Source organism: Mycolicibacterium alvei (assembly GCF_010727325.1).
In the GTDB taxonomy this organism is placed as follows: Bacteria; Actinomycetota; Actinomycetes; order Mycobacteriales; family Mycobacteriaceae; genus Mycobacterium; species Mycobacterium alvei.
Genome location: NZ_AP022565.1, coordinates 4,057,055 through 4,073,579, shown reverse-complemented (window position 1 = coordinate 4,073,579; position 16,525 = coordinate 4,057,055). Strand labels below are relative to the sequence as shown.

Below are 16,525 nucleotides of genomic sequence, written 5' to 3'. Positions count from 1 at the left end.
TTACCACCGGACATTTCGCGGCAGCAGGTCCCATACATGTTCGGTGCCGTTGACCGAGGCGACGGCCAGCTTGCCCGAACGGGACGACAGCAACCGGGTGACCGAGGCGTAGTCGACATGAAAGGACAGCAGCCGCTGGGTCTGCAGGATCTGGTGCAGCAGCACGTTGATCACCCCGCCGTGGCTGAACACCACGACGGTGCCGTCATGGTCACCGGCCGCCACCAGGTCCTCGACCGCGGCGCTGATCCGCGCCATGAACGCGTCCTCGTCCACGCTGCTGGGCAGGTGACCGCTCACCAGCCGCGCCAGCTCCTCGGGGTTCTCCTTGGCGATCTCCTCGATCGGCACGTAGTGCGACATGTCACGGTCGTACTCGGCGAGCCGCTCGTCGACGTCGACCTGCAGACCCAGCTCCTTGGCGACCGGTCCCGCGGTCTGGATCGCGCGCCGCTGAGGGCTGCTGACGAGCCGGCGGACGGGGAACCGGGACAGGGCGGCCGGCAGCCGCTCCGCCTGGGCAATGCCCTCGGCGGACAGGTCGGGATCAGACCCTTGACCGGGCTCGCTACGCAGCGGTAAAGCATGTCGGACCAGAAGCAGTTGCACCGTGCCACCATAGGGCCGCGGTGTCCGAGGGCCGGAGAGGGTCATCACATGGGATATGCCGACGAGTTGTTCGACCTCACCGACCGGGTGGTGCTGGTCACCGGCGGCAGCCGCGGGCTGGGCCGCGAGATCGCGATGGGAGCGGCACGGTGTGGGGCCGACGTGGTGATCGCCAGCCGCAACCTGGACTCCTGCGTGGCCGCCGCCGACGAGATCTCCGCGGCCACCGGCCGTGCCGCCCTGCCCTATCAGGTGCACGTGGGCCGGTGGGATCAGCTCGACGGTCTGGTCGACGCGACCTACGAGCGGTTCGGCAAGGTCGATGTGTTGGTCAACAACGCCGGTATGTCACCGCTGTACGAATCGCTGGGCTCGGTCACCGAGAAACTGTTCGACTCGGTCTTCAACCTGAATCTCAAAGGTCCGTTCCGGCTTTCGGCCCTGCTCGGTGAGCGCATGGCGGCCGACGGCGGCGGCACGATCGTCAACGTCAGCTCATCCGGATCGCTGCGGCCGGACCAGTACATGCTGCCCTACGCCGCGGCCAAGGCCGGGCTCAACGCGATGACGGAAGGACTGGCGAAGGCGTTCGGGCCGACCGTGCGGGTCAACACCCTGATGGCCGGGCCCTTTCTCACCGATGTCAGCAAGGCCTGGGACATGGCCGGCGACCCGTTCGGCCACCTGGCCCTGCAGCGGGCCGGCAACCCGCCCGAGATCGTCGGCGCCGCACTGTTTCTGATGTCGGATGCGTCGAGCTTCACCACCGGATCCATCGTGCGGGTCGATGGCGGGCTGCCCTGAGGCAGGCACGCCCATGCCCCGTCCACCTCACGGTGTGACGATGTTGAATCCGGGATCGGGCCGATCCAGCGCCGCCACCAGTGACGGCAACGCGTCGGCGTCACCGGTGACCTCCAGGCCGGGTGAGGTCGCATCGCCCGCCGCGAAGGCCAGCAGCCGCAGCTTGTTCGCAAGCTTCACGGTGGCCTGCGCGCTCGCCGCATCGGCATCGGCCTTGCGGTAGACCAGCACCCCGTTACGCAGGGTGAGCCGGTAGTTGACCGCCGCATCGAGGAAGGTCACATCCACAGCCAGGTCCAGATCCCAGGCCCGCGGCCCGTTCACGTTGATCGCGAAGGTGTCGAAGATCTGCTCGGGAGTGAGCTGCCCGAGCAGCGACGGGGATGCCGAGGTGGTCGGGGTTCCGAAGTTTCCGTCCCGCAGTTCGGTGGCACCGCTCAGGAAGAAATTGCGCCACGTGGCGTTCTCCGCACCGTAGGCCAGCTGCTCGAGCACGTCGGCGTACAGTTCGCGGGCCCGCGCGTGGTTTTCATCGGTGAAGATCACGTGGTCGAGAAGCGTTGCCGCCCAGCGGAAATCTCCGTCAACAAAGGCTTTGCTGGCCAGCTCGACGACCCGGTCGGCACCGCCCATGGCCTCCACGTAGCGGGGGCCGAGCGCCTCGGGCGGATGCGGCCACAGCCGGCCTGGATTGCCGTCGAACCAACCCATGTACCGCTGATAGACCGCCTTGACGTTGTGGCTCACCGAACCGTAGTAACCGTGGGCGTGCCAGGCCGTCTCCAGGGCCGGCGGCAACTGGAACTGCTCGGCGATCTCGATCCCCGTATGGCCCTGGTTGAGCTGGCGCAGCGTCTGATCATGCAGGTAGGCGTACAGATCCCGTTGCAGCGAGAGGAATTCGACGATCCGCTCGCGACCCCAGGTGGGCCAGTGGTGGGAGGCGAACACCACGTCGGCGCGGTCGGAGAAGGTGTCGATGGCCTCGGTCAGATAGCCCGCCCAGCCGTGCGGATCACGCACCAGCGCACCACGAAGGGTCAGCAGGTTGTGCAGATTGTGGGTGGCGTTCTCGGCCATGCACAGTGCGCGGAACTTCGGGAAGTAGAAGTGCATCTCGGCGGGCGCCTCGGTGCCCGGCGCCATCTGGAATTCGATCTCGATGCCGTCGATGGTGTGGGTCTCCCCGGTTTCGCGGATATCGAGGGTCGGGACGATCAGCGCCACCTCCCCCGTCGAGCCGACCTGACCCAGCCCGCAACCGACCTGACCCTGCGGGCCGCGGGCCAGCGCCGCGCCGTACATGTAGCCGGCCCTCCGCGCCATCGCGGTGCCCGCGTAGACGTTCTCCTGCACCGCGTGCTCGGTGAAGTGTTCCGGCGCGATGACGGCGACCTTGCCCGCATCGACATCGGCCTGATTCGTCACCCCCAGCACACCGCCGAAATGGTCGGCGTGGCTGTGGGTATAAATAACGGCGCTGACCGCACGGTTTCCCCGGTGCGCCCGGTACAACGCCATCGCGGCGGCAGCGGTCTCGGTGGAGATCAGCGGATCGATCACGATGACGCCGGTATCGCCCTCGATGAAGCTGATGTTCGACAGGTCCAGGCCGCGCACCTGGTAGATGCCCTCGACCACCTCATAGAGGCCCTGTTTGGCGCACAGCTGCGATTGGCGCCACAGGCTGGGATGCACCGACGTCGGCGCATCTCCCTCGAGGAACGCATAGGCGTCGTTGTCCCAGACGACCCTTCCGTCGGCGGCCTTCACCACACACGGTTCGAGCGCGGCGATGAAGCCGCGGTCGGCGTCCTCGAAATCTCGGGTGTCCGCCAACGGCAGGTTCGTCAGGTGTGTGCGGTGGGCGGCCTCGATGACGGCGGCGGGCGGCTTTTGCTCCATGTTGACGAGCCTGCCACTTCAACGGGGATCGGGAGCCCTAACGGCAATGCCGCGCAGTTAAGCGTGTGACTGGTGTGGCAATTGTGACACGCCGTGTGGGATGCCGGTAGGACAGCGGAACTCCCGGTATCGATGGATTGTCCGTCCAAAGACACCATCTCACCAGGGAGTTCCGCTGTCTGTTCAGTCTGTCATCTGTCCTGGGCCACCGGGTCGTCAGGGCCGGTTCGCGCCGGGCCATCTGGGCGAGTTGACCCGGATCGTGTCCGCCGATCTTGTAGATGCCGCCTTGGAGAACACCGGCCGCGTACAGCGCCGTGTTCGGGTGCTGCCCTCGCGGGTCGTGGTCTACCTGCTGCTGGCCGGGGCGTTGTTCGCCGAGATCGGATACCAGCAGGTCTGGGCGCGGCTGGTCGCCGCCTGGATCCGGTCACCGTGGCCGCACCGGGTTCTTCGGCACTGTCACAAGCATTGCGACGTGTCGGAGTTGCCCCGCTGCGCGAATTGTTCACCCTGGTACGCGGCCCGGCTGTCGGCGCGACGCGCTGGCATGGGCTGTTGGTCTGCGCGATCGACGGCACCTCGATGTTCGTGCCCAACAGTGCAGCCAACGCCGCAGCGTTCGGCCGCCAAACCGGCCGCCCCGACGCCGAGTCCGGTATCCGATGCTGCGCATGCTGACGGTCGTGGCGTGTGGCACCCGCACCGTCGTCGATGCCGTGTTCGGCGCCTACGGAGTAGGCGAAACCACCTATGCACCAACGCTGCTGCGGTGCCTGAAACCAGACATGCTGCTGTTGGCTGACCGCAACTTCGCCGTCACAGCTCTCGTGGAAAGATCGCCTCGACCCATGCCGAGTTGCTGATCCGCTGCAAAGACGCCCGTGTGCTGCCCCCGATCAAGACGCTGGCGGACCGGACGTGGCTGGCACGGATGGGCGCGGTGACCGTGCGGGTGATCGACGCCCGCATCAGCGTGCGGCTCGACGGGGCGACCCGCTACGGTCACTACCGCCTGGTCACCACCCTGCTAGACGAAAAGCAATATCCCGCAGACGAACTGGTCGAGCTCTACCATCAACGGTGGGAGATTGAAACCAGCTACCTGGAATTGAAATCGACCATTCTGGGCGGACGAGTGCTGCGCGCGGGTACCCCCGCCGGCATCACCCAAGAGGTCTACGCACTGCTGATCACCTACCAGGCCCTGCGCACCGCCCTGGCCGATACCGCACTGGCCCGTCCCGACATCGGCCCCGACCGGCTGAGCCTCACCGTCGCCCTGAACACCGCCCGCGACCAAGTCATTCACGCCGCCGCAACGATCGCCGACGCCACCATCGACCTGATCGGCTGCATCGGAGCCGCCGCCCTCAACCAGCCGCTACCAGCGCGGCGATCACGCTCGAGTCCCCGAGTGGTCAAACGCGCCATTTCCAAGCACCGGGCTAAAGGCGCCATCGACCGCACCAACTACACAACCGCCATCACCATCGAAATCCTCGACGGTTGACAACAGGGCGCGGACCTTAACTGCGCGGCATTGGCCCTAACGGTCCAGCGTGTGCAGGCTGACGTCGGACAGCACCCCGGTGGTGATGCGCGCCGTCATATACGTGCAGTACGGCTGGCGCCGGCGGTCCGTCGGCGAGCCCGGATTCAACAGGCGCAGCCCGGTTTTCGCGGTGGTGTCCCACGGGATGTGGCTGTGCCCGAAGACCAGGACGTCGGTGCCGGGATAGTCCCGCGCCATCCGGGCCTCCCGACCCGTGGCCGCGCCGGTCTCGTGTAGGACGGTGAGGCGCAGACCGTCCAGGGTCACGTCGGCGCGCTCGGGCAGCCGCCTGCGCAGCTCGGCCCCGTCGTTGTTGCCCCAGCACCCGATCAGATGGGCAGCACGCGAGCTGAGCACATCCAGCAGTGCGGAATCGACCCAATCACCGGCGTGGACAACGACATCCGCCCGGTCCACCTCGTCCCACACCTGGGCCGGCAGATCCTTGGCGCGCTTGGGTACATGGGTATCGGCGATCAGCAGCAGCCGCATGTCAGCCGAGCCTACGTCAGGGGAGCCATTACACTCCGGCCATGGAGCTACTACGCAGCGTAGTCGTTTACGCACATCTGATCGGTTTCGCGGTGATGGTCGGCGCCTGGATCGCCGAGGCCGCGGCACGGCGCTTTCTCATCACCCCCGTGATGACCTACGGCATGGTGCTGTCGCTGGTCACCGGAATCGCCCTGGCCGCCCCCTGGCCGGCCGGCATCGTCCTGAACTACCCCAAGATCGGCACCAAGCTGGTCATCCTGGTGGCGCTCGGAGCGGTGCTCGGAATCGGTACGGCCCGCCAGCGTCGCGCGGGTGGGCAACCAGTCATGGGTCTGTTCATCGCCGCCGGCATACTGCCCCTGCTCGCGTCGGCGATCGCAGTGCTCTGGAACTGACGCTCGGGATGAATCTGAGCTGAACCTGAGAAGTTCCCGTAAAGTTAACTGGCAAACCACAATTGTCGGCAGGTACGGGAACGATGGGTCACAGACACGCCATGGCAACAGCCAGGGTCATGCGCACGGCGGCATTCACCGGATGCGCTTCACCACACGGTGAATACCGGGTCCGAACCCGTCCGCGTCCTTCGGATCCCACACGTCAAGCCCACCACGGCGCGTTCGAGCAGCCGCGGCAACGCCGCTACATCGGGCAGCTGAAAACATCGACATCCACGGTGGCCGACCGGTCACCGTGGATGAAAGATCGCGTCACCGTACTTCGCGGCTTCCTCGCCGACCTGCACGGGCTGCAGCTTCCGCCGGAGCTGGCCCGGGTCCAGGTGGCCGGCCACATCGAACTCCTGGTCTGCGTGCTTCGGCTGGACCGTCAGGCCGCCCGTCAGTTCGTCACCGACGACGTACTGCGCGAAATAGCCGTCGACATCGCGGCCGCCGTCGCCTCCGAGTAGCGGCCTGCACGCCCGTCGCCCGTCGCCCGTCGCCGAAATCGACACCATGGTTGTTGTTTCGCAGAATCACAGCCCTGGCGTCGATCTCGACGAGCAAATCGACAACAAAAGCGAGGCGCGGTCCGTAGACCGCGCCTCGCTTATTGTGGTGCGCCCGAAGGGATTCGAACCCCTAACCTTCTGATCCGTAGTCAGATGCTCTATCCGTTGAGCTACGGGCGCTTGCCGTTATCCAGTTGTGCGGTTGACAAGTCAACCGTGGCGGAGGCGAGAGGATTTGAACCTCCGGTCCCCTGTAAGGGGGACAACTCATTAGCAGTGAGTCCCATTCGGCCGCTCTGGCACGCCTCCCTTGAACTTCTGTGAGGGTACCGGACTCCGTCCTGTCGTCCGAAACCGCCGAGGGCACACAGTACACAAGCTCACCTATGCTGACCAAATGAGTATCCGCTTGCGCCCGGAGATGGCCGAACTTCCGGCCTACACAGCAGGCAAAACTGTCCTGGGCGCAATCAAGATCGCGAGCAACGAAACCGTGGATCCGCCGTTGCCCAGCGTGCTCAAGGCGATCGCCAAAGCAGCCGAGACCGTCAATCGGTACCCCGACAACAACTATCTTGACCTGCGTGAACATCTGGCCAAGCACGTCGGATTCGCGCCCGAGAACATCGCCGTCGGTTGCGGTTCGGTCAGCCTGTGCCAGCAACTGATACAGATCACGTCCTCGGTCGGCGACGAAGTGGTCATCGGTTGGCGCAGTTTCGAGATCTACCCGATGCAGGTGCGCACCGCCGGGGCGACCTGTATCCAGGTCCCGCTTCGTGACCAGACTCACGATCTCGACGCCATGCTCGCAGCGATCACCGACCGCACCCGGCTGATCTTCGTCTGCAACCCGAACAACCCGACTTCCACCGTGGTCGACCCCGAGGCACTGGCCCGGTTCGTGACGGCGGTGCCCCCGCACATCGTCATCGTGCTCGACGAGGCGTACGTGGAGTACATCCGCGACGGGCTCGCACCCGACAGCCTCGGGCTGGCCCGCTCGCACCGCAATGTGGTGGTGCTGCGGACCTTCTCGAAGGCCTACGGACTGGCCGGCATGCGCATCGGCTACGCGGTCGCCGACCCGGAGATCGTCACCGCGCTGGGCAAGGTCTACGTGCCGTTCAGCGCGACCACCGTGTCCCAGGCCGCGGCCATCGCCAGCCTGGAAGCCGCCGACGAACTGATGGCCCGCACCGACGCCGTCGTCGCCGAACGCACCCGTGTCAGCGCCGCGCTGCTCGAGGCGGGCTACGAATTACCACCGTCGCAGGCCAACTTCGTCTGGCTGCCACTGGCCGAACGAACCCGGGACTTCGTGGCCAGGGCCGCCGACAACCGCATCATCGTGCGCCCGTACGGTGAGGACGGCGTGCGGGTCACCATCGGGGCGCCGCACGAAAACGACGCCTTCCTGGAGTTCGCCCGGCGCTGGATCGCGGGTGACGCCGGGCCTCGGACAGGAGAGACCAAGTGAACGGTGCACGCGGCACGTTCGACGGATTCGTCAGCCGCGAGGGGCAGATCCCCGATGCCGAACTCGACGCGTTCTGGGCGCTGCTGCGGCCCGCAGGCATCGACTTCATGCTCGGTGAGTGGAAGGGCGGCGAATTCCAGACCGGGCACAAGGCCAACGGGTTCATGAACCGGCTCAACTGGTTCGGCAAGACGTTCCACTCGGCCGCCGAGGCCCAGCCGCTCGTGTGCCTGGACGCCGACGGCAACAAGTTCTCCAACACCGAGGCCATGAACGGCGAGGCCAGCCTGTGGCTGGAGGAGTTCCGCGGCGAGGTGACCGCGACCATGGTCTACGACGGCCGCCCCGTGCACGACCACTTCAAGGTGGTCGACGACAACACCGTCATGGGCATCATGAACGGCAAGGGCGCGGTGGCTGACGGCCGTTACCTGTACTTCTATCTGCAGCGCGTCTAGGGAGAGCCCAATGGCTGACACATACGAATCCGTTTCGGTCGAGACCAAGGACCACGTCGCCCAGGTGACGCTGCTGGGTCCCGGCAAGGGCAACGCGATGGGCCCCGCGTTCTGGGCCGAGCTGCCCGGGGTGTTCGGCACCCTCGATGCCGACCCTGAGGTTCGCGCGATCGTGCTGACCGGCTCGGGCAAGAACTTCAGCTACGGCCTCGACCTGCCGGCCATGGGCGCGACGCTGCCCGGCCTGGATGCCGGCGCGAAGGCCAGGGCCGACTTCCACACCACGCTGCGGGGCATGCAGGGCGCCATCACCGCGGTCGCCGACTGCCGCACCCCCACCATCGCCTCGATCCACGGCTGGTGCATCGGCGGCGGCGTCGACCTGATCAGTGCGGTGGACATCCGTTACGCCAGCACCGACGCCAAGTTCTCGGTACGCGAGACCAAGCTGGCCATCGTCGCCGACGTGGGCAGCCTGGCCCGGCTGCCGCTGATCCTGTCTGACGGGCACCTGCGGGAGCTGGTCCTGACCGGAAAGGACATCGACGCATCACGCGCCGAGAAGATCGGTCTGGTCAACGACGTGTACGCCGACGCCGACGCATCACTGGCAGCCGCGCACGCCACGGCAGCTGAGATTGCGGCCAACCCGCCGCTGACCGTCGCCGGCGTGAAGGACGTTCTCGACCAGCAGCGCACCGCCAGGGTCGCCGAGAGCCTGCGCTACGTAGCGGCGTGGAATTCGGCCTTCCTGCCGTCGAAGGATCTGGCCGAGGCAGTCACCGCGATGTTCCAGAAGCGCCCGCCCCAGTTCACCGGGGAATAGGCGTCCAGCCGAGCTCGGCTTTGGCCTTGGCATTCGACAGCGGAAGCCAAGCCTGCCCGAAGGCGGTCGCCGGATACGAGGCCAGCAGTCCGACCAGCCGATGCGAGATCGGCACCGGTCGCGGCCGGTGCAGCTTTCGACTCAGCTCTCTGACGTAATCGCCGAAGGACTGCGGCCGGTCGTCGACGATGTTGTAGATCTGCCCACCCCGGCCTTTGTCGAGTGCGTCGGCCGTGGCCCGGGCGACGTCATCGATATGCACCCAGGACAGAATTCCGGGGCCGGTTATCGCGGGCAGCGCCCACCATTTCGCGAGCCGGGTGAACAATTCGTCATGGATCACACCGGGACCGTAGAAGACCCCGTAGCGCAACACGATTCCCTCGGTATCGCTGTGTTCACCGGAGTTCAGCACGGTGCGTTCCATACCCCGCATTGCCTCCAGGAAGTCGGCCCCGTGCGGAGGTGGCGGTCCGGGGTAGGGATCACTCTCGTCGATCCGCTCCGGTCCGCTCGCACCGTAGCCGTAGGCGAAGACGACGGATTCCGCCACCACCCGTCGCACACCGGCGCGTTGGGCCGCTGCCACCAGGTTGGGGGCCCCGCGGCTCCACAGCTGTGTGGCGGGACGAAAGTCCTTGGGCCGCTTGGGTCCCCATTTGGGCAACGTCGTCAGTAGGCTGACCACCGCATCAGGTGCGAATTCAGCCATCACGGAGTCGATCTGGCCCCTGTCGAGGACGTCGGCCACCACGGGCTTGGCCCCGGCCGCCGAGATCTGGGCGGTCTTGCCCGGTGAACGCGTCACCCCGATAACGTAGTGGCCGCGCCGGTTGAGCTCATGCAGCAGCGGGATTCCGGGGACACTGGTTGCTCCGGCCACCAGGACACGCATCTATGGTTCTCCTACCTTGTTGTCGGACATGCTGATCCGCAATGCAATTGCCAACAGGACCGTGGTCACCACCAGGCCCCCGGCTTCCAGCCAGCCGATCCAGTTGCCCGCCGCGTGGTGGGTATCGACCAGATGGCTCAGCGCGTGAAGGGCCCAATGCACAGTGGCAAAGGCCAGGGTGGGCACCCGCCAATGCGGCCATTTGAGGGCGGCCAACATCATCAACCCGAGCGGTAACTCGAAGGACGCGTTGTCGAAGATGTAGTGATCGTTGCGCGGGCCGAATGCGCCGATCGTGTCGTGGAACGCGCCCGGCGCCAGCAGCATGAACAGACCGAGCGTCACCGAGTAGACACCGAATACGACCAGGACGACGTCGGGGTAGCGCCGGGTCTGCGTCACCGGACCCGCAGCATTCATGTCTTCACGCTAACGCCGCAGTGGTCTCCGAGTAGGCTCCAATTTCATGGCAGATTCGGGTACCAGTTCCGGTCCGGAGCTGCTGGTCGAACTGGACCGGAACAGCAAGCAGCCGCTGCATCGTCAACTCGCCGACGGACTGCGCGACGCCATCCGGTCCGGACGGATCACCCCTGGTTCCCGCATGCCGTCCACCCGCGTACTGTCCGCCGACCTCGAGGTGTCGCGCCGACTCGTGGTCGAGGCCTACGGGCAACTCACGGCCGAGGGGTTCCTGCACAGCAGCCAGGGCACCAGTACCCGTGTCGCGGCCGTCGACCCCGTCCCCTCGGGCAACTCCGACTCTGTTCGCGCCCGCCCCCGCTTCGACATCGACTTCGCCCCGGGCTCACCGGATCTCGCAAGCTTCCCGCGTCAGGCCTGGCTCCGGGCCATGCGTCAGGGCCTGGCCGAGATCGAATCCAGCGCCTTCGGTTACGCGGCACCGCACGGACTGCCGGCTGCCCGGACCGCGGTGGCCGACTATCTGCGGCGCACCCGCGGTGTCGTCGCCGATCCACGTCTCATCGTGTTGTGTTCGGGCGCAACGCAAGCCATCGCGCTGCTGGCCCGGTGTCTGGACGGCCCGGTGGCCATGGAGGATCCGGGTTTCTGGTTACACCGTATGGTCCTGCGGCACAACGGTATCGATCCGCAGCCGATCCCGGTGGATGACAATGGCGTCGACGTCGCTGCGCTCGCCGACAGTGACGCGGCCGCAGTGCTGACCACCCCGGCGCACCAATCGCCGACCGGGGTGGTGCTTTCGGCTGCCCGGCGCACCGAACTACTGGAATGGGCCCAACCCGGACGGTTGATCATCGAGGACGACTACGACGCCGAGTACCGCTACGACCGGGCTCCGGTGGGCGCGCTGCAAGGGGTCGCGCCGGATCGGGTGGTGTACCTCGGCTCGACCAGCAAGACGCTGGCACCGGGACTGCGGATCGGCTGGATGGTGGTGCCCGCGCACCTGGTCGAGCCGGTCCGGACCGCGAAAAGCCTAGCCGACACCGGGAGTTCGGTAATGGATCAGATCGCGTTCAGCCAGTTCCTGACCTCCGGGGGCTACGACCGACACCTACGGCAGATGCGTCGGCGCTACCCGACCCGGCGCACGGCCCTGCTGGCCGCGCTCTCGCGTCATCTGCCGCAGGCCGAGGTTCTGGGTGCAGCCGCAGGCGTACACCTGACCGTGCGGTTCCCGGCCGGCTTCCCCATAGCCGAGCTGACCCGCCGGGCCGCCGAGTTACGCATCCGGCTGGAGCCGTTGGCACCGTGTTACGCCGATGCCGACACCGCTCCGCCCGGGCTGATTCTGGGCTACGCCAATCTGACCGAGTCGCAGATCGCCACCGGCGTGCAGCTACTCGGCGAGATTGCGCGCTGAGTCGCTACGAGGCCGCCCCGACTCTCTGGCGCTCGCGCTTCTCCTCGTAGAACCGGGCCCGTTCGTCGACCACCTCGAGGAACTGGGCCAGCTCCTCGCGAGCCTTCTCCCCTTCGGGCCCGAAATCGGTTCGATCGAAGATCCGCCAGAAGCGGAGCACCGGTTGCACCACGTCGTCGTGATGGACACGCAGGTCGTAGATCCCGGCCTTGGCGATGATGATCGCGTTCTGCGCGAAGTCGGCCATCCCGAGACCAGGCATCGCGAAGTTCACCACCTCATCGCGGATGGCCTTCATCGAATCGTCGGGCGCGATGTCCAGTGCCGCGGCCATGAGATTGCGGTAGAACACCATGTGCAGGTTCTCGTCGGCCGCGATCCGCGCGAGCATCTGATCGGCGATCGGGCAACCGGATGCCCGCCCGGTGTTGCGGTGCGACACCCGCGTGGCGAGTTCCTGGAACGACACATACGCCATCGCAGCCAGCGGCGTCTTGTCCCCCGAGTCGTACCCGGCGACCGTGTGCCGCATTCGAAGACGTTCCAACTCAACGGGATCCACTCCGCGCGTGACGACGAGGTAGTCACGAAGGGCAATGCTGTGGCGGCCTTCCTCGGCCGTCCACTGCCCGACCCAGGTGCCCCACGCGCCGTCGCGGGAGAACCGCGTGGCGATCTCGCGGTGATAGGAGGGCAGGTTGTCCTCGGTGAGCAGGTTGACCGTCATGGCCACCTTGGCGACGGGGTCCAACGGCGAATCCTCCGGCCGCCAGTCCTCACCGCCCAGGAAGGCGAAGTCGCGTCCGCGGCTCCACGGAACGTAGTCGTGTGGAAACCACTCCCGCGCCATCGAAAGATGCCGGTCAAGGTTGGTCGCGACAACCGGCTCCAGTTCGTGGAGCACTCCGCTCTGGGCGTCCATTCCCATCCTCCCAACGTGTGTGGCGGCGCGTCGGTGTCAGTGCGACGGCCACAACCTACGGTACCGTAAGTTACGGTACCGTAGGTTACTTTTGGGTGAAATAACCTAAGCTCGCTCGCATGTGCACACGAGTCATCTGGCCCGACGCGGGCGATGCGGTTCTGGTCGGCAGGAACATGGACTTCCACAAGGACCTGATGACGAACCTGTGGAAGCAGCCGCGCGGAGTCGAGCGTGACGACGCGGTGTCGGGCAAGCTCACCTGGACCTCGAAGTACGGCAGCGTGGTCGCGACCGCCTTCGATCTCACCTCGGTGGACGGTATGAACGAGGCCGGTCTGGCGGGGCACATCCTGTGGCTGGCCGAGTCGACCTACGGTGAGCCCGACGACTCGCGCACCCAACTCGGCCAGGGGATCTGGCTGCAGTACTTCCTGGACAACTTCGCCACTGTCGCCGAGGCAGTCGCCTGGATCGCGCAGACCGATGTGCAGGTGGTGCAGATGGACGATCCCACCGGCGGGGTCCGCCCCGGACTACACCTGGCCCTCGACGACGCGACCGGGGACTCGGCGATCGTCGAGTATGTCGACGGCAAGGCCCGGGTCTACCACTCGAAGGACTACACGGTGATGACCAATTCACCGACCTACGATCAGCAGCTGGAGTTGGTGAAGTCGTTCACCGGTCTCGGTGGCGACCAGCCGATCCCGGGCTCCACCCTGGCCAGTGACCGTTTCGCCCGCGCCTCCTACTACGCCGGCCGACTGCCCAAGCCGTCCAGCCAGGTCGAGGCCATCGCGAGCATGTTCTCGGTGATCCGCAACGCCGCGCAGCCCTTCCGCATCCCCGACCCGGGCAAACCCGATGCCTCGCAGACCATCTGGCAGTCGGTGCTCGACCTCACCAACAAGCGCTACGTCTACGAGTCGACGACCCGCCCCAACATCGTCTGGGTCGACCTCGCGGATCTCGACTTCTCCGAGGGCAGTCCGCAGCTCAAGCTCGACCTGATCGGCGAGCTCGCGGTGCAGGGCGGAATCGCCGGCAACGTGGCCGACAAGTTCGAGGACAAGGGCCCCATGACCTTTCTGTCCATGAAGATCATGGCGGCCCTGGAGGCAGCCGAGAAGGGTCAGGCCACCGGCATGTAGACCTTCGTCCGCAGCCGGTCCTCGGGCACCTCACGCGGGTCGTCGAGGTACACGTTGAAGTGGTGCGTCGTGACATCGTCGACGGTGCGCGTCAGGGTCAGCCCGCGCTCGGTCACGTAGGCGCCGATGAGTTCGTGCGCCCGCGGGATCGCCTCGGCGTAAGGGCCGGTGACGGTGGCCACCACGGCCCGTCGAGCAGGCGCGACGAGCACTCCGAGCGGAGCCCGGGCGGTGCAGTCGGCGGGAACCTCGAGGAACACCGACTCGTCGACATCGGATTCGCGGAACTCGTCATCGTGTTCGATGCAGCCGCCGAACTGCCCGGGCGTGATGCCCTGCTCCTGCAGGGCGGGCATGAACCGCTCCCACAGCTGCCCCTCGGCGGCGTAATTCGGCATGGTGTCGCGCAGGTAGACGGCGGTCAGGGCGGGGACAGTCTCTTCGGTGACAGTGTCAGTCATGGTGAGCTCCTTCTCGGCAAGTAGGTGGTCGATGAGCTGGAGCCGCGCGTTCGCCTCTTCCGCCGCCGCGATGAGCTCGATGCGTTGGGCCGCGAGGGCTGCATCGAACGCCGGGGTGCCTCGGACAGCGAGCAGGGCTCCGATGGCGGACACGCCGAATCCGATGTCGCGAAGCCGCCGGATCGCGGCGGCGTCGGCCAGCTGCGCCGCGGCGTACCTGCGGTAGCCGCTGGCCGCGTCCACCCGCGCGGGCACCAGGACACCGTGCTTGTCGTAGTGGCGCAGCATGCGAACGGAGATACGGCTCAGCGAGGAGAACCTGCCGATCGATATCAGGGACGGGGTGTCGGTCACGGACAAGAGCCTGCCGTCTAACACGGTGTGAGAGTCAAACCCCGCGATCTGCCGCACACCGCGGGCTGACCTGCCTTGTGTCCGTTTGGGGAAGAAAGTGCCGGTGCGGCAACATGTTTCGTCCGTCTCCTCAGCACCAGAAGCCGCCGAACACCGAGGTGTGTTCGTCGGTCTCGATCGATTCCTCACGCACCGCCGTGGAGCCGCTCCGCGGATCGAAGTGCAACACCGAGCTCACCGGGTCGGGCCGGATCCACACGGCCACCGACAACGGATGCCCCTGCTCGATCTCGTAGGAGACCAGTTCGATTTCACCGGGCTTCCCGAGGCCACGCACATCGGAGACCACCGCCCGTACCCGCTGCCCCGACAGATCCGCCGCGGTGAACGCCGTCTCGCCCGTGTGCAGGTCGGCAATCGAGTCCATGTCCTCCACCTCGCCGTCGCGCACCCAGTAGTCGTGCAGCTGACCGTCGGCGGAGACTGCCTCGACCGAGACCAGATTGGAGGTCACCATCACGCGTCGTAACGCCAGGTCGCCGAGCCGCGTGCGCACCAAGTCCAGTTCCGAGTCCAGCCGCTGCGAGGAGAACAGGTCCCCGCGCGCGACGCCGCCCACAGCACGAATGACCCGGCCGGGCACATCGCCGACGACCACGACCACCGCGGGGTTGTGTCAGAACTGTGTCAACCCTCCGATGCGGCGGCCGCCTTCGTGCCGAGGCGGGTTGCGTCGGGTGTGGTACCGGTCCATCCGCGGTAGGCGCGGTAGAAGGAGCTGGTGTCCTTGTAGCCGAGCAGCAGGGCGATCTGGGCGACGCTGGTGTCTCCGGTGGTCAGGTAATGACGGGCGAGGCTTTCCCGGGTGCGGCTCAGTGCGGCTTGGAAGCTGGCGCCCTCTGCTTGAAGTTGGCGCTGCAGCGTGCGTGGACTCACCGCCAGCCTGCGGGACACGCTGTCGATGTCTGCCTGCCCGGCCGGCAGGGCTTCGAGGAGCACCGTGCGCACGCGTTGGGCCATCGACGAGGACCGGGGTAGCTCGGATAGCCGGGCGTGCAGTTGCGGCGAGAAGTAGGACCACATCTGAGCGTTCTCGGTGACGAATGGAAGGTCGGCGTCCTCGTTGCTGAACACGACCGCATCGGTTGGGCCGGCCTCGATGTCCACACCGAGGTAGCCGCGAATCGTCGCGCTCGACGGTGGGGGTTGAGTGGCCTGAACCCGCAGCGGTTCCACGGGTCGGCGGGTGCCCAGCCGGGTCAGAGCTACCCAGAACAGCAACTCGACGGCGGTAAGCACGGCTGGGGGCTTCGTCTCCGTCTGCCACGTGTAGCTCACCGCCGTGCCGTCACCAGTTCGGCCGACAGTGATGGCGATCGGGCCGATCAGGGGTTTGAACTGCGCGATGCGCTGGGCGGCGGTCATCAGGTTCGGGCTACACAGGGCGGCGAAGATCGGCGGGTCGAAGCTCTCGGCGCTCAACGCCCCCGCCACGGCCACAGGTAGCGCATCCCGGTCGCTCTCCCGTTCGAGGGCACTCCAGAAGGCGAAGTACTGTGCGCTGCTGAGTTGTCCGGTTCCGCGGGAGAAGAAATCGGTCGGGAGTTGGGCGCGCCGCAGGACCGCATCGACCGAGACATCTAGGTCGGTCAGCAGTGACCGCACCGCCGGGGTCAACACGAACATGCCCGAACTGGCTTCCATCCCGGCGAGTGTACGAGAGGTCTCACCGCTTCGATATGGCGTGATCAGCTACCGATTTGACGTGTTCTGTTAGTGACGGTCCCCCGGGAGCGCGCCTAGCAT

General features: G+C 66.4%; 20 protein-coding genes, 2 tRNA genes and 1 pseudogene. 12 read left to right on the top strand and 11 right to left on the bottom strand.

Annotation, left to right across the window (positions count from 1 at the left end; all coding sequences use genetic code 11):
* Window positions 1–609 (bottom strand): histidine phosphatase family protein, encoded by a 609-nt coding sequence (locus tag G6N44_RS19395; RefSeq protein WP_163666671.1) that lies wholly within the window; start codon window positions 607–609, stop codon window positions 1–3.
* A gap of 48 nt (window positions 610–657) precedes the next feature.
* On the opposite strand from G6N44_RS19395, the gene G6N44_RS19390 reads away from it, so the two are divergent.
* Window positions 658–1,413 (top strand): SDR family NAD(P)-dependent oxidoreductase, encoded by a 756-nt coding sequence (locus G6N44_RS19390; protein WP_163666669.1) that lies wholly within the window; start codon window positions 658–660, stop codon window positions 1,411–1,413.
* A 27-nt stretch (window positions 1,414–1,440) separates the two neighbouring features.
* Here G6N44_RS19390 and G6N44_RS19385 read toward each other — a convergent pair whose 3' ends face one another.
* Complete coding sequence (locus tag G6N44_RS19385) at window positions 1,441–3,318, bottom strand: alkyl/aryl-sulfatase (protein WP_163666667.1); 1,878 nt, start codon at window positions 3,316–3,318, stop codon at window positions 1,441–1,443.
* A 100-nt stretch (window positions 3,319–3,418) separates the two neighbouring features.
* On the opposite strand from G6N44_RS19385, the pseudogene G6N44_RS29910 reads away from it, so the two are divergent.
* The 4 genes and pseudogenes from G6N44_RS29910 to G6N44_RS29250 all read left to right on the top strand — a co-directional run.
* Window positions 3,419–3,679 (top strand): annotated as a pseudogene (locus tag G6N44_RS29910) (transposase domain-containing protein); the annotation flags it as partial.
* A gap of 110 nt (window positions 3,680–3,789) precedes the next feature.
* A complete protein-coding gene (locus tag G6N44_RS29580) occupies window positions 3,790–3,999 on the top strand; it encodes a hypothetical protein (RefSeq protein WP_197907525.1) in 210 nt (69 codons plus the stop codon).
* The gene (locus tag G6N44_RS29575) at window positions 3,993–4,184 is read left to right on the top strand and encodes a hypothetical protein (protein ID WP_235682818.1); all 192 of its coding nucleotides are present in this window, start codon (window positions 3,993–3,995) and stop codon (window positions 4,182–4,184) included. Before G6N44_RS29580 ends, G6N44_RS29575 begins: the two co-directional genes overlap by 7 nt.
* Before the next feature lie 20 nt (window positions 4,185–4,204).
* The gene (locus G6N44_RS29250) at window positions 4,205–4,831 is read left to right on the top strand and encodes a transposase (RefSeq protein ID WP_197907470.1); all 627 of its coding nucleotides are present in this window, start codon (window positions 4,205–4,207) and stop codon (window positions 4,829–4,831) included.
* A 36-nt stretch (window positions 4,832–4,867) separates the two neighbouring features.
* Here the strand turns inward: G6N44_RS29250 and G6N44_RS19375 are convergent, their stop codons facing one another.
* Window positions 4,868–5,365 (bottom strand): metallophosphoesterase family protein, encoded by a 498-nt coding sequence (locus tag G6N44_RS19375; RefSeq protein WP_163666665.1) that lies wholly within the window; start codon window positions 5,363–5,365, stop codon window positions 4,868–4,870.
* 41 nt (window positions 5,366–5,406) lie between these two features.
* Between G6N44_RS19375 and G6N44_RS19370 the strand changes: the two genes are divergently transcribed.
* Both G6N44_RS19370 and G6N44_RS19365 read left to right on the top strand, forming a co-directional pair.
* Window positions 5,407–5,763, top strand: coding sequence for a Fe-S protein (locus G6N44_RS19370; protein WP_163666663.1), 357 nt, complete (start codon window positions 5,407–5,409; stop codon window positions 5,761–5,763).
* 101 nt (window positions 5,764–5,864) lie between these two features.
* On the top strand, window positions 5,865–6,278 hold the full coding sequence (locus G6N44_RS19365; protein ID WP_235682817.1) for a hypothetical protein: 414 nt from the start codon (window positions 5,865–5,867) through the stop codon (window positions 6,276–6,278).
* Window positions 6,279–6,424: 146 nt separating this feature from the next.
* Here G6N44_RS19365 and G6N44_RS19360 read toward each other — a convergent pair.
* Window positions 6,425–6,500 (bottom strand) — tRNA-Arg (locus G6N44_RS19360).
* Between the two features lie 37 nt (window positions 6,501–6,537).
* Window positions 6,538–6,629 (bottom strand) — tRNA-Ser (locus G6N44_RS19355).
* A gap of 88 nt (window positions 6,630–6,717) precedes the next feature.
* Here G6N44_RS19355 and hisC point away from each other — a divergent pair.
* The 3 genes from hisC to G6N44_RS19340 are packed head-to-tail and all read left to right on the top strand — an operon-like array spanning window position 6,718 to window position 9,084.
* Entirely contained in the window at window positions 6,718–7,800 is a 1,083-nt protein-coding gene (hisC, locus tag G6N44_RS19350) for a histidinol-phosphate transaminase (protein ID WP_163666660.1), read from the top strand.
* Window positions 7,797–8,258 carry a DUF4334 domain-containing protein gene (locus G6N44_RS19345; RefSeq protein WP_163666658.1) on the top strand — a complete coding sequence of 154 codons (462 nt, stop codon included), beginning with the start codon at window positions 7,797–7,799 and terminating at the stop codon, window positions 8,256–8,258. The genes hisC and G6N44_RS19345 overlap by 4 nt, the downstream gene beginning before the upstream one ends.
* 10 nt (window positions 8,259–8,268) lie before the next feature.
* On the top strand, window positions 8,269–9,084 hold the full coding sequence (locus tag G6N44_RS19340) for a crotonase/enoyl-CoA hydratase family protein (protein WP_163666655.1): 816 nt from the start codon (window positions 8,269–8,271) through the stop codon (window positions 9,082–9,084).
* Here the strand turns inward: G6N44_RS19340 and G6N44_RS19335 are convergent.
* Entirely contained in the window at window positions 9,071–9,979 is a 909-nt protein-coding gene (locus G6N44_RS19335; protein ID WP_163666653.1) for an NAD-dependent epimerase/dehydratase family protein, read from the bottom strand. The two genes, G6N44_RS19340 and G6N44_RS19335, sit on opposite strands and share 14 nt — an antisense overlap.
* Window positions 9,980–10,399: a hypothetical protein gene (locus G6N44_RS19330; RefSeq protein WP_163666651.1), complete on the bottom strand. Its 420-nt coding sequence runs from the start codon at window positions 10,397–10,399 to the stop codon at window positions 9,980–9,982.
* A 46-nt stretch (window positions 10,400–10,445) separates the two neighbouring features.
* Here G6N44_RS19330 and pdxR point away from each other — a divergent pair, with 46 nt between their 5' ends.
* Entirely contained in the window at window positions 10,446–11,828 is a 1,383-nt protein-coding gene (pdxR, locus tag G6N44_RS19325; protein WP_163666649.1) for a MocR-like pyridoxine biosynthesis transcription factor PdxR, read from the top strand.
* Between the two features lie 4 nt (window positions 11,829–11,832).
* On the opposite strand, the gene G6N44_RS19320 is transcribed toward pdxR, so the two are convergent.
* Window positions 11,833–12,750: an acyl-ACP desaturase gene (locus G6N44_RS19320; RefSeq protein ID WP_163666647.1), complete on the bottom strand. Its 918-nt coding sequence runs from the start codon at window positions 12,748–12,750 to the stop codon at window positions 11,833–11,835.
* A gap of 119 nt (window positions 12,751–12,869) precedes the next feature.
* Between G6N44_RS19320 and G6N44_RS19315 the strand changes: the two genes are divergently transcribed.
* Window positions 12,870–13,904 carry a bile salt hydrolase gene (locus G6N44_RS19315; RefSeq protein ID WP_163666645.1) on the top strand — a complete coding sequence of 345 codons (1,035 nt, stop codon included), beginning with the start codon at window positions 12,870–12,872 and terminating at the stop codon, window positions 13,902–13,904.
* On the opposite strand, the gene G6N44_RS19310 is transcribed toward G6N44_RS19315, so the two are convergent.
* From G6N44_RS19310 to G6N44_RS19300, 3 genes are all read right to left on the bottom strand, one after another.
* A complete protein-coding gene (locus tag G6N44_RS19310) occupies window positions 13,886–14,719 on the bottom strand; it encodes a MerR family transcriptional regulator (protein ID WP_163666643.1) in 834 nt (277 codons plus the stop codon). The two genes, G6N44_RS19315 and G6N44_RS19310, sit on opposite strands and share 19 nt — an antisense overlap.
* 130 nt (window positions 14,720–14,849) lie before the next feature.
* Window positions 14,850–15,383 (bottom strand): hypothetical protein, encoded by a 534-nt coding sequence (locus G6N44_RS19305; protein WP_163666642.1) that lies wholly within the window; start codon window positions 15,381–15,383, stop codon window positions 14,850–14,852.
* Between the two features lie 23 nt (window positions 15,384–15,406).
* The gene (locus G6N44_RS19300; protein WP_163666640.1) at window positions 15,407–16,423 is read right to left on the bottom strand and encodes an AraC family transcriptional regulator; all 1,017 of its coding nucleotides are present in this window, start codon (window positions 16,421–16,423) and stop codon (window positions 15,407–15,409) included.
* Window positions 16,424–16,525: the final 102 nt, after the last annotated feature.

Excerpts from the sequence above, each read along its gene's own strand:
- G6N44_RS19390 (WP_163666669.1), top strand. The coding sequence starts at position 658 with ATGGGATATGCCGACGAGTTGTTCGACCTCACCGACCGGGTGGTGCTG.
- G6N44_RS19385 (WP_163666667.1), bottom strand. The coding sequence starts at position 3,318 with ATGGAGCAAAAGCCGCCCGCCGCCGTCATCGAGGCCGCCCACCGCACA.
- G6N44_RS29575 (WP_235682818.1), top strand. The coding sequence starts at position 3,993 with ATGCTGACGGTCGTGGCGTGTGGCACCCGCACCGTCGTCGATGCCGTG.
- G6N44_RS19375 (WP_163666665.1), bottom strand. The coding sequence starts at position 5,365 with ATGCGGCTGCTGCTGATCGCCGATACCCATGTACCCAAGCGCGCCAAG.
- G6N44_RS19370 (WP_163666663.1), top strand. The coding sequence starts at position 5,407 with ATGGAGCTACTACGCAGCGTAGTCGTTTACGCACATCTGATCGGTTTC.
- G6N44_RS19365 (WP_235682817.1), top strand. The coding sequence starts at position 5,865 with ATGGCAACAGCCAGGGTCATGCGCACGGCGGCATTCACCGGATGCGCT.
- hisC (WP_163666660.1), top strand. The coding sequence starts at position 6,718 with ATGAGTATCCGCTTGCGCCCGGAGATGGCCGAACTTCCGGCCTACACA.
- G6N44_RS19340 (WP_163666655.1), top strand. The coding sequence starts at position 8,269 with ATGGCTGACACATACGAATCCGTTTCGGTCGAGACCAAGGACCACGTC.
- G6N44_RS19335 (WP_163666653.1), bottom strand. The coding sequence starts at position 9,979 with ATGCGTGTCCTGGTGGCCGGAGCAACCAGTGTCCCCGGAATCCCGCTG.
- G6N44_RS19330 (WP_163666651.1), bottom strand. The coding sequence starts at position 10,399 with ATGAATGCTGCGGGTCCGGTGACGCAGACCCGGCGCTACCCCGACGTC.
- pdxR (WP_163666649.1), top strand. The coding sequence starts at position 10,446 with ATGGCAGATTCGGGTACCAGTTCCGGTCCGGAGCTGCTGGTCGAACTG.
- G6N44_RS19320 (WP_163666647.1), bottom strand. The coding sequence starts at position 12,750 with ATGGACGCCCAGAGCGGAGTGCTCCACGAACTGGAGCCGGTTGTCGCG.
- G6N44_RS19315 (WP_163666645.1), top strand. The coding sequence starts at position 12,870 with ATGTGCACACGAGTCATCTGGCCCGACGCGGGCGATGCGGTTCTGGTC.
- G6N44_RS19300 (WP_163666640.1), bottom strand. The coding sequence starts at position 16,423 with ATGGAAGCCAGTTCGGGCATGTTCGTGTTGACCCCGGCGGTGCGGTCA.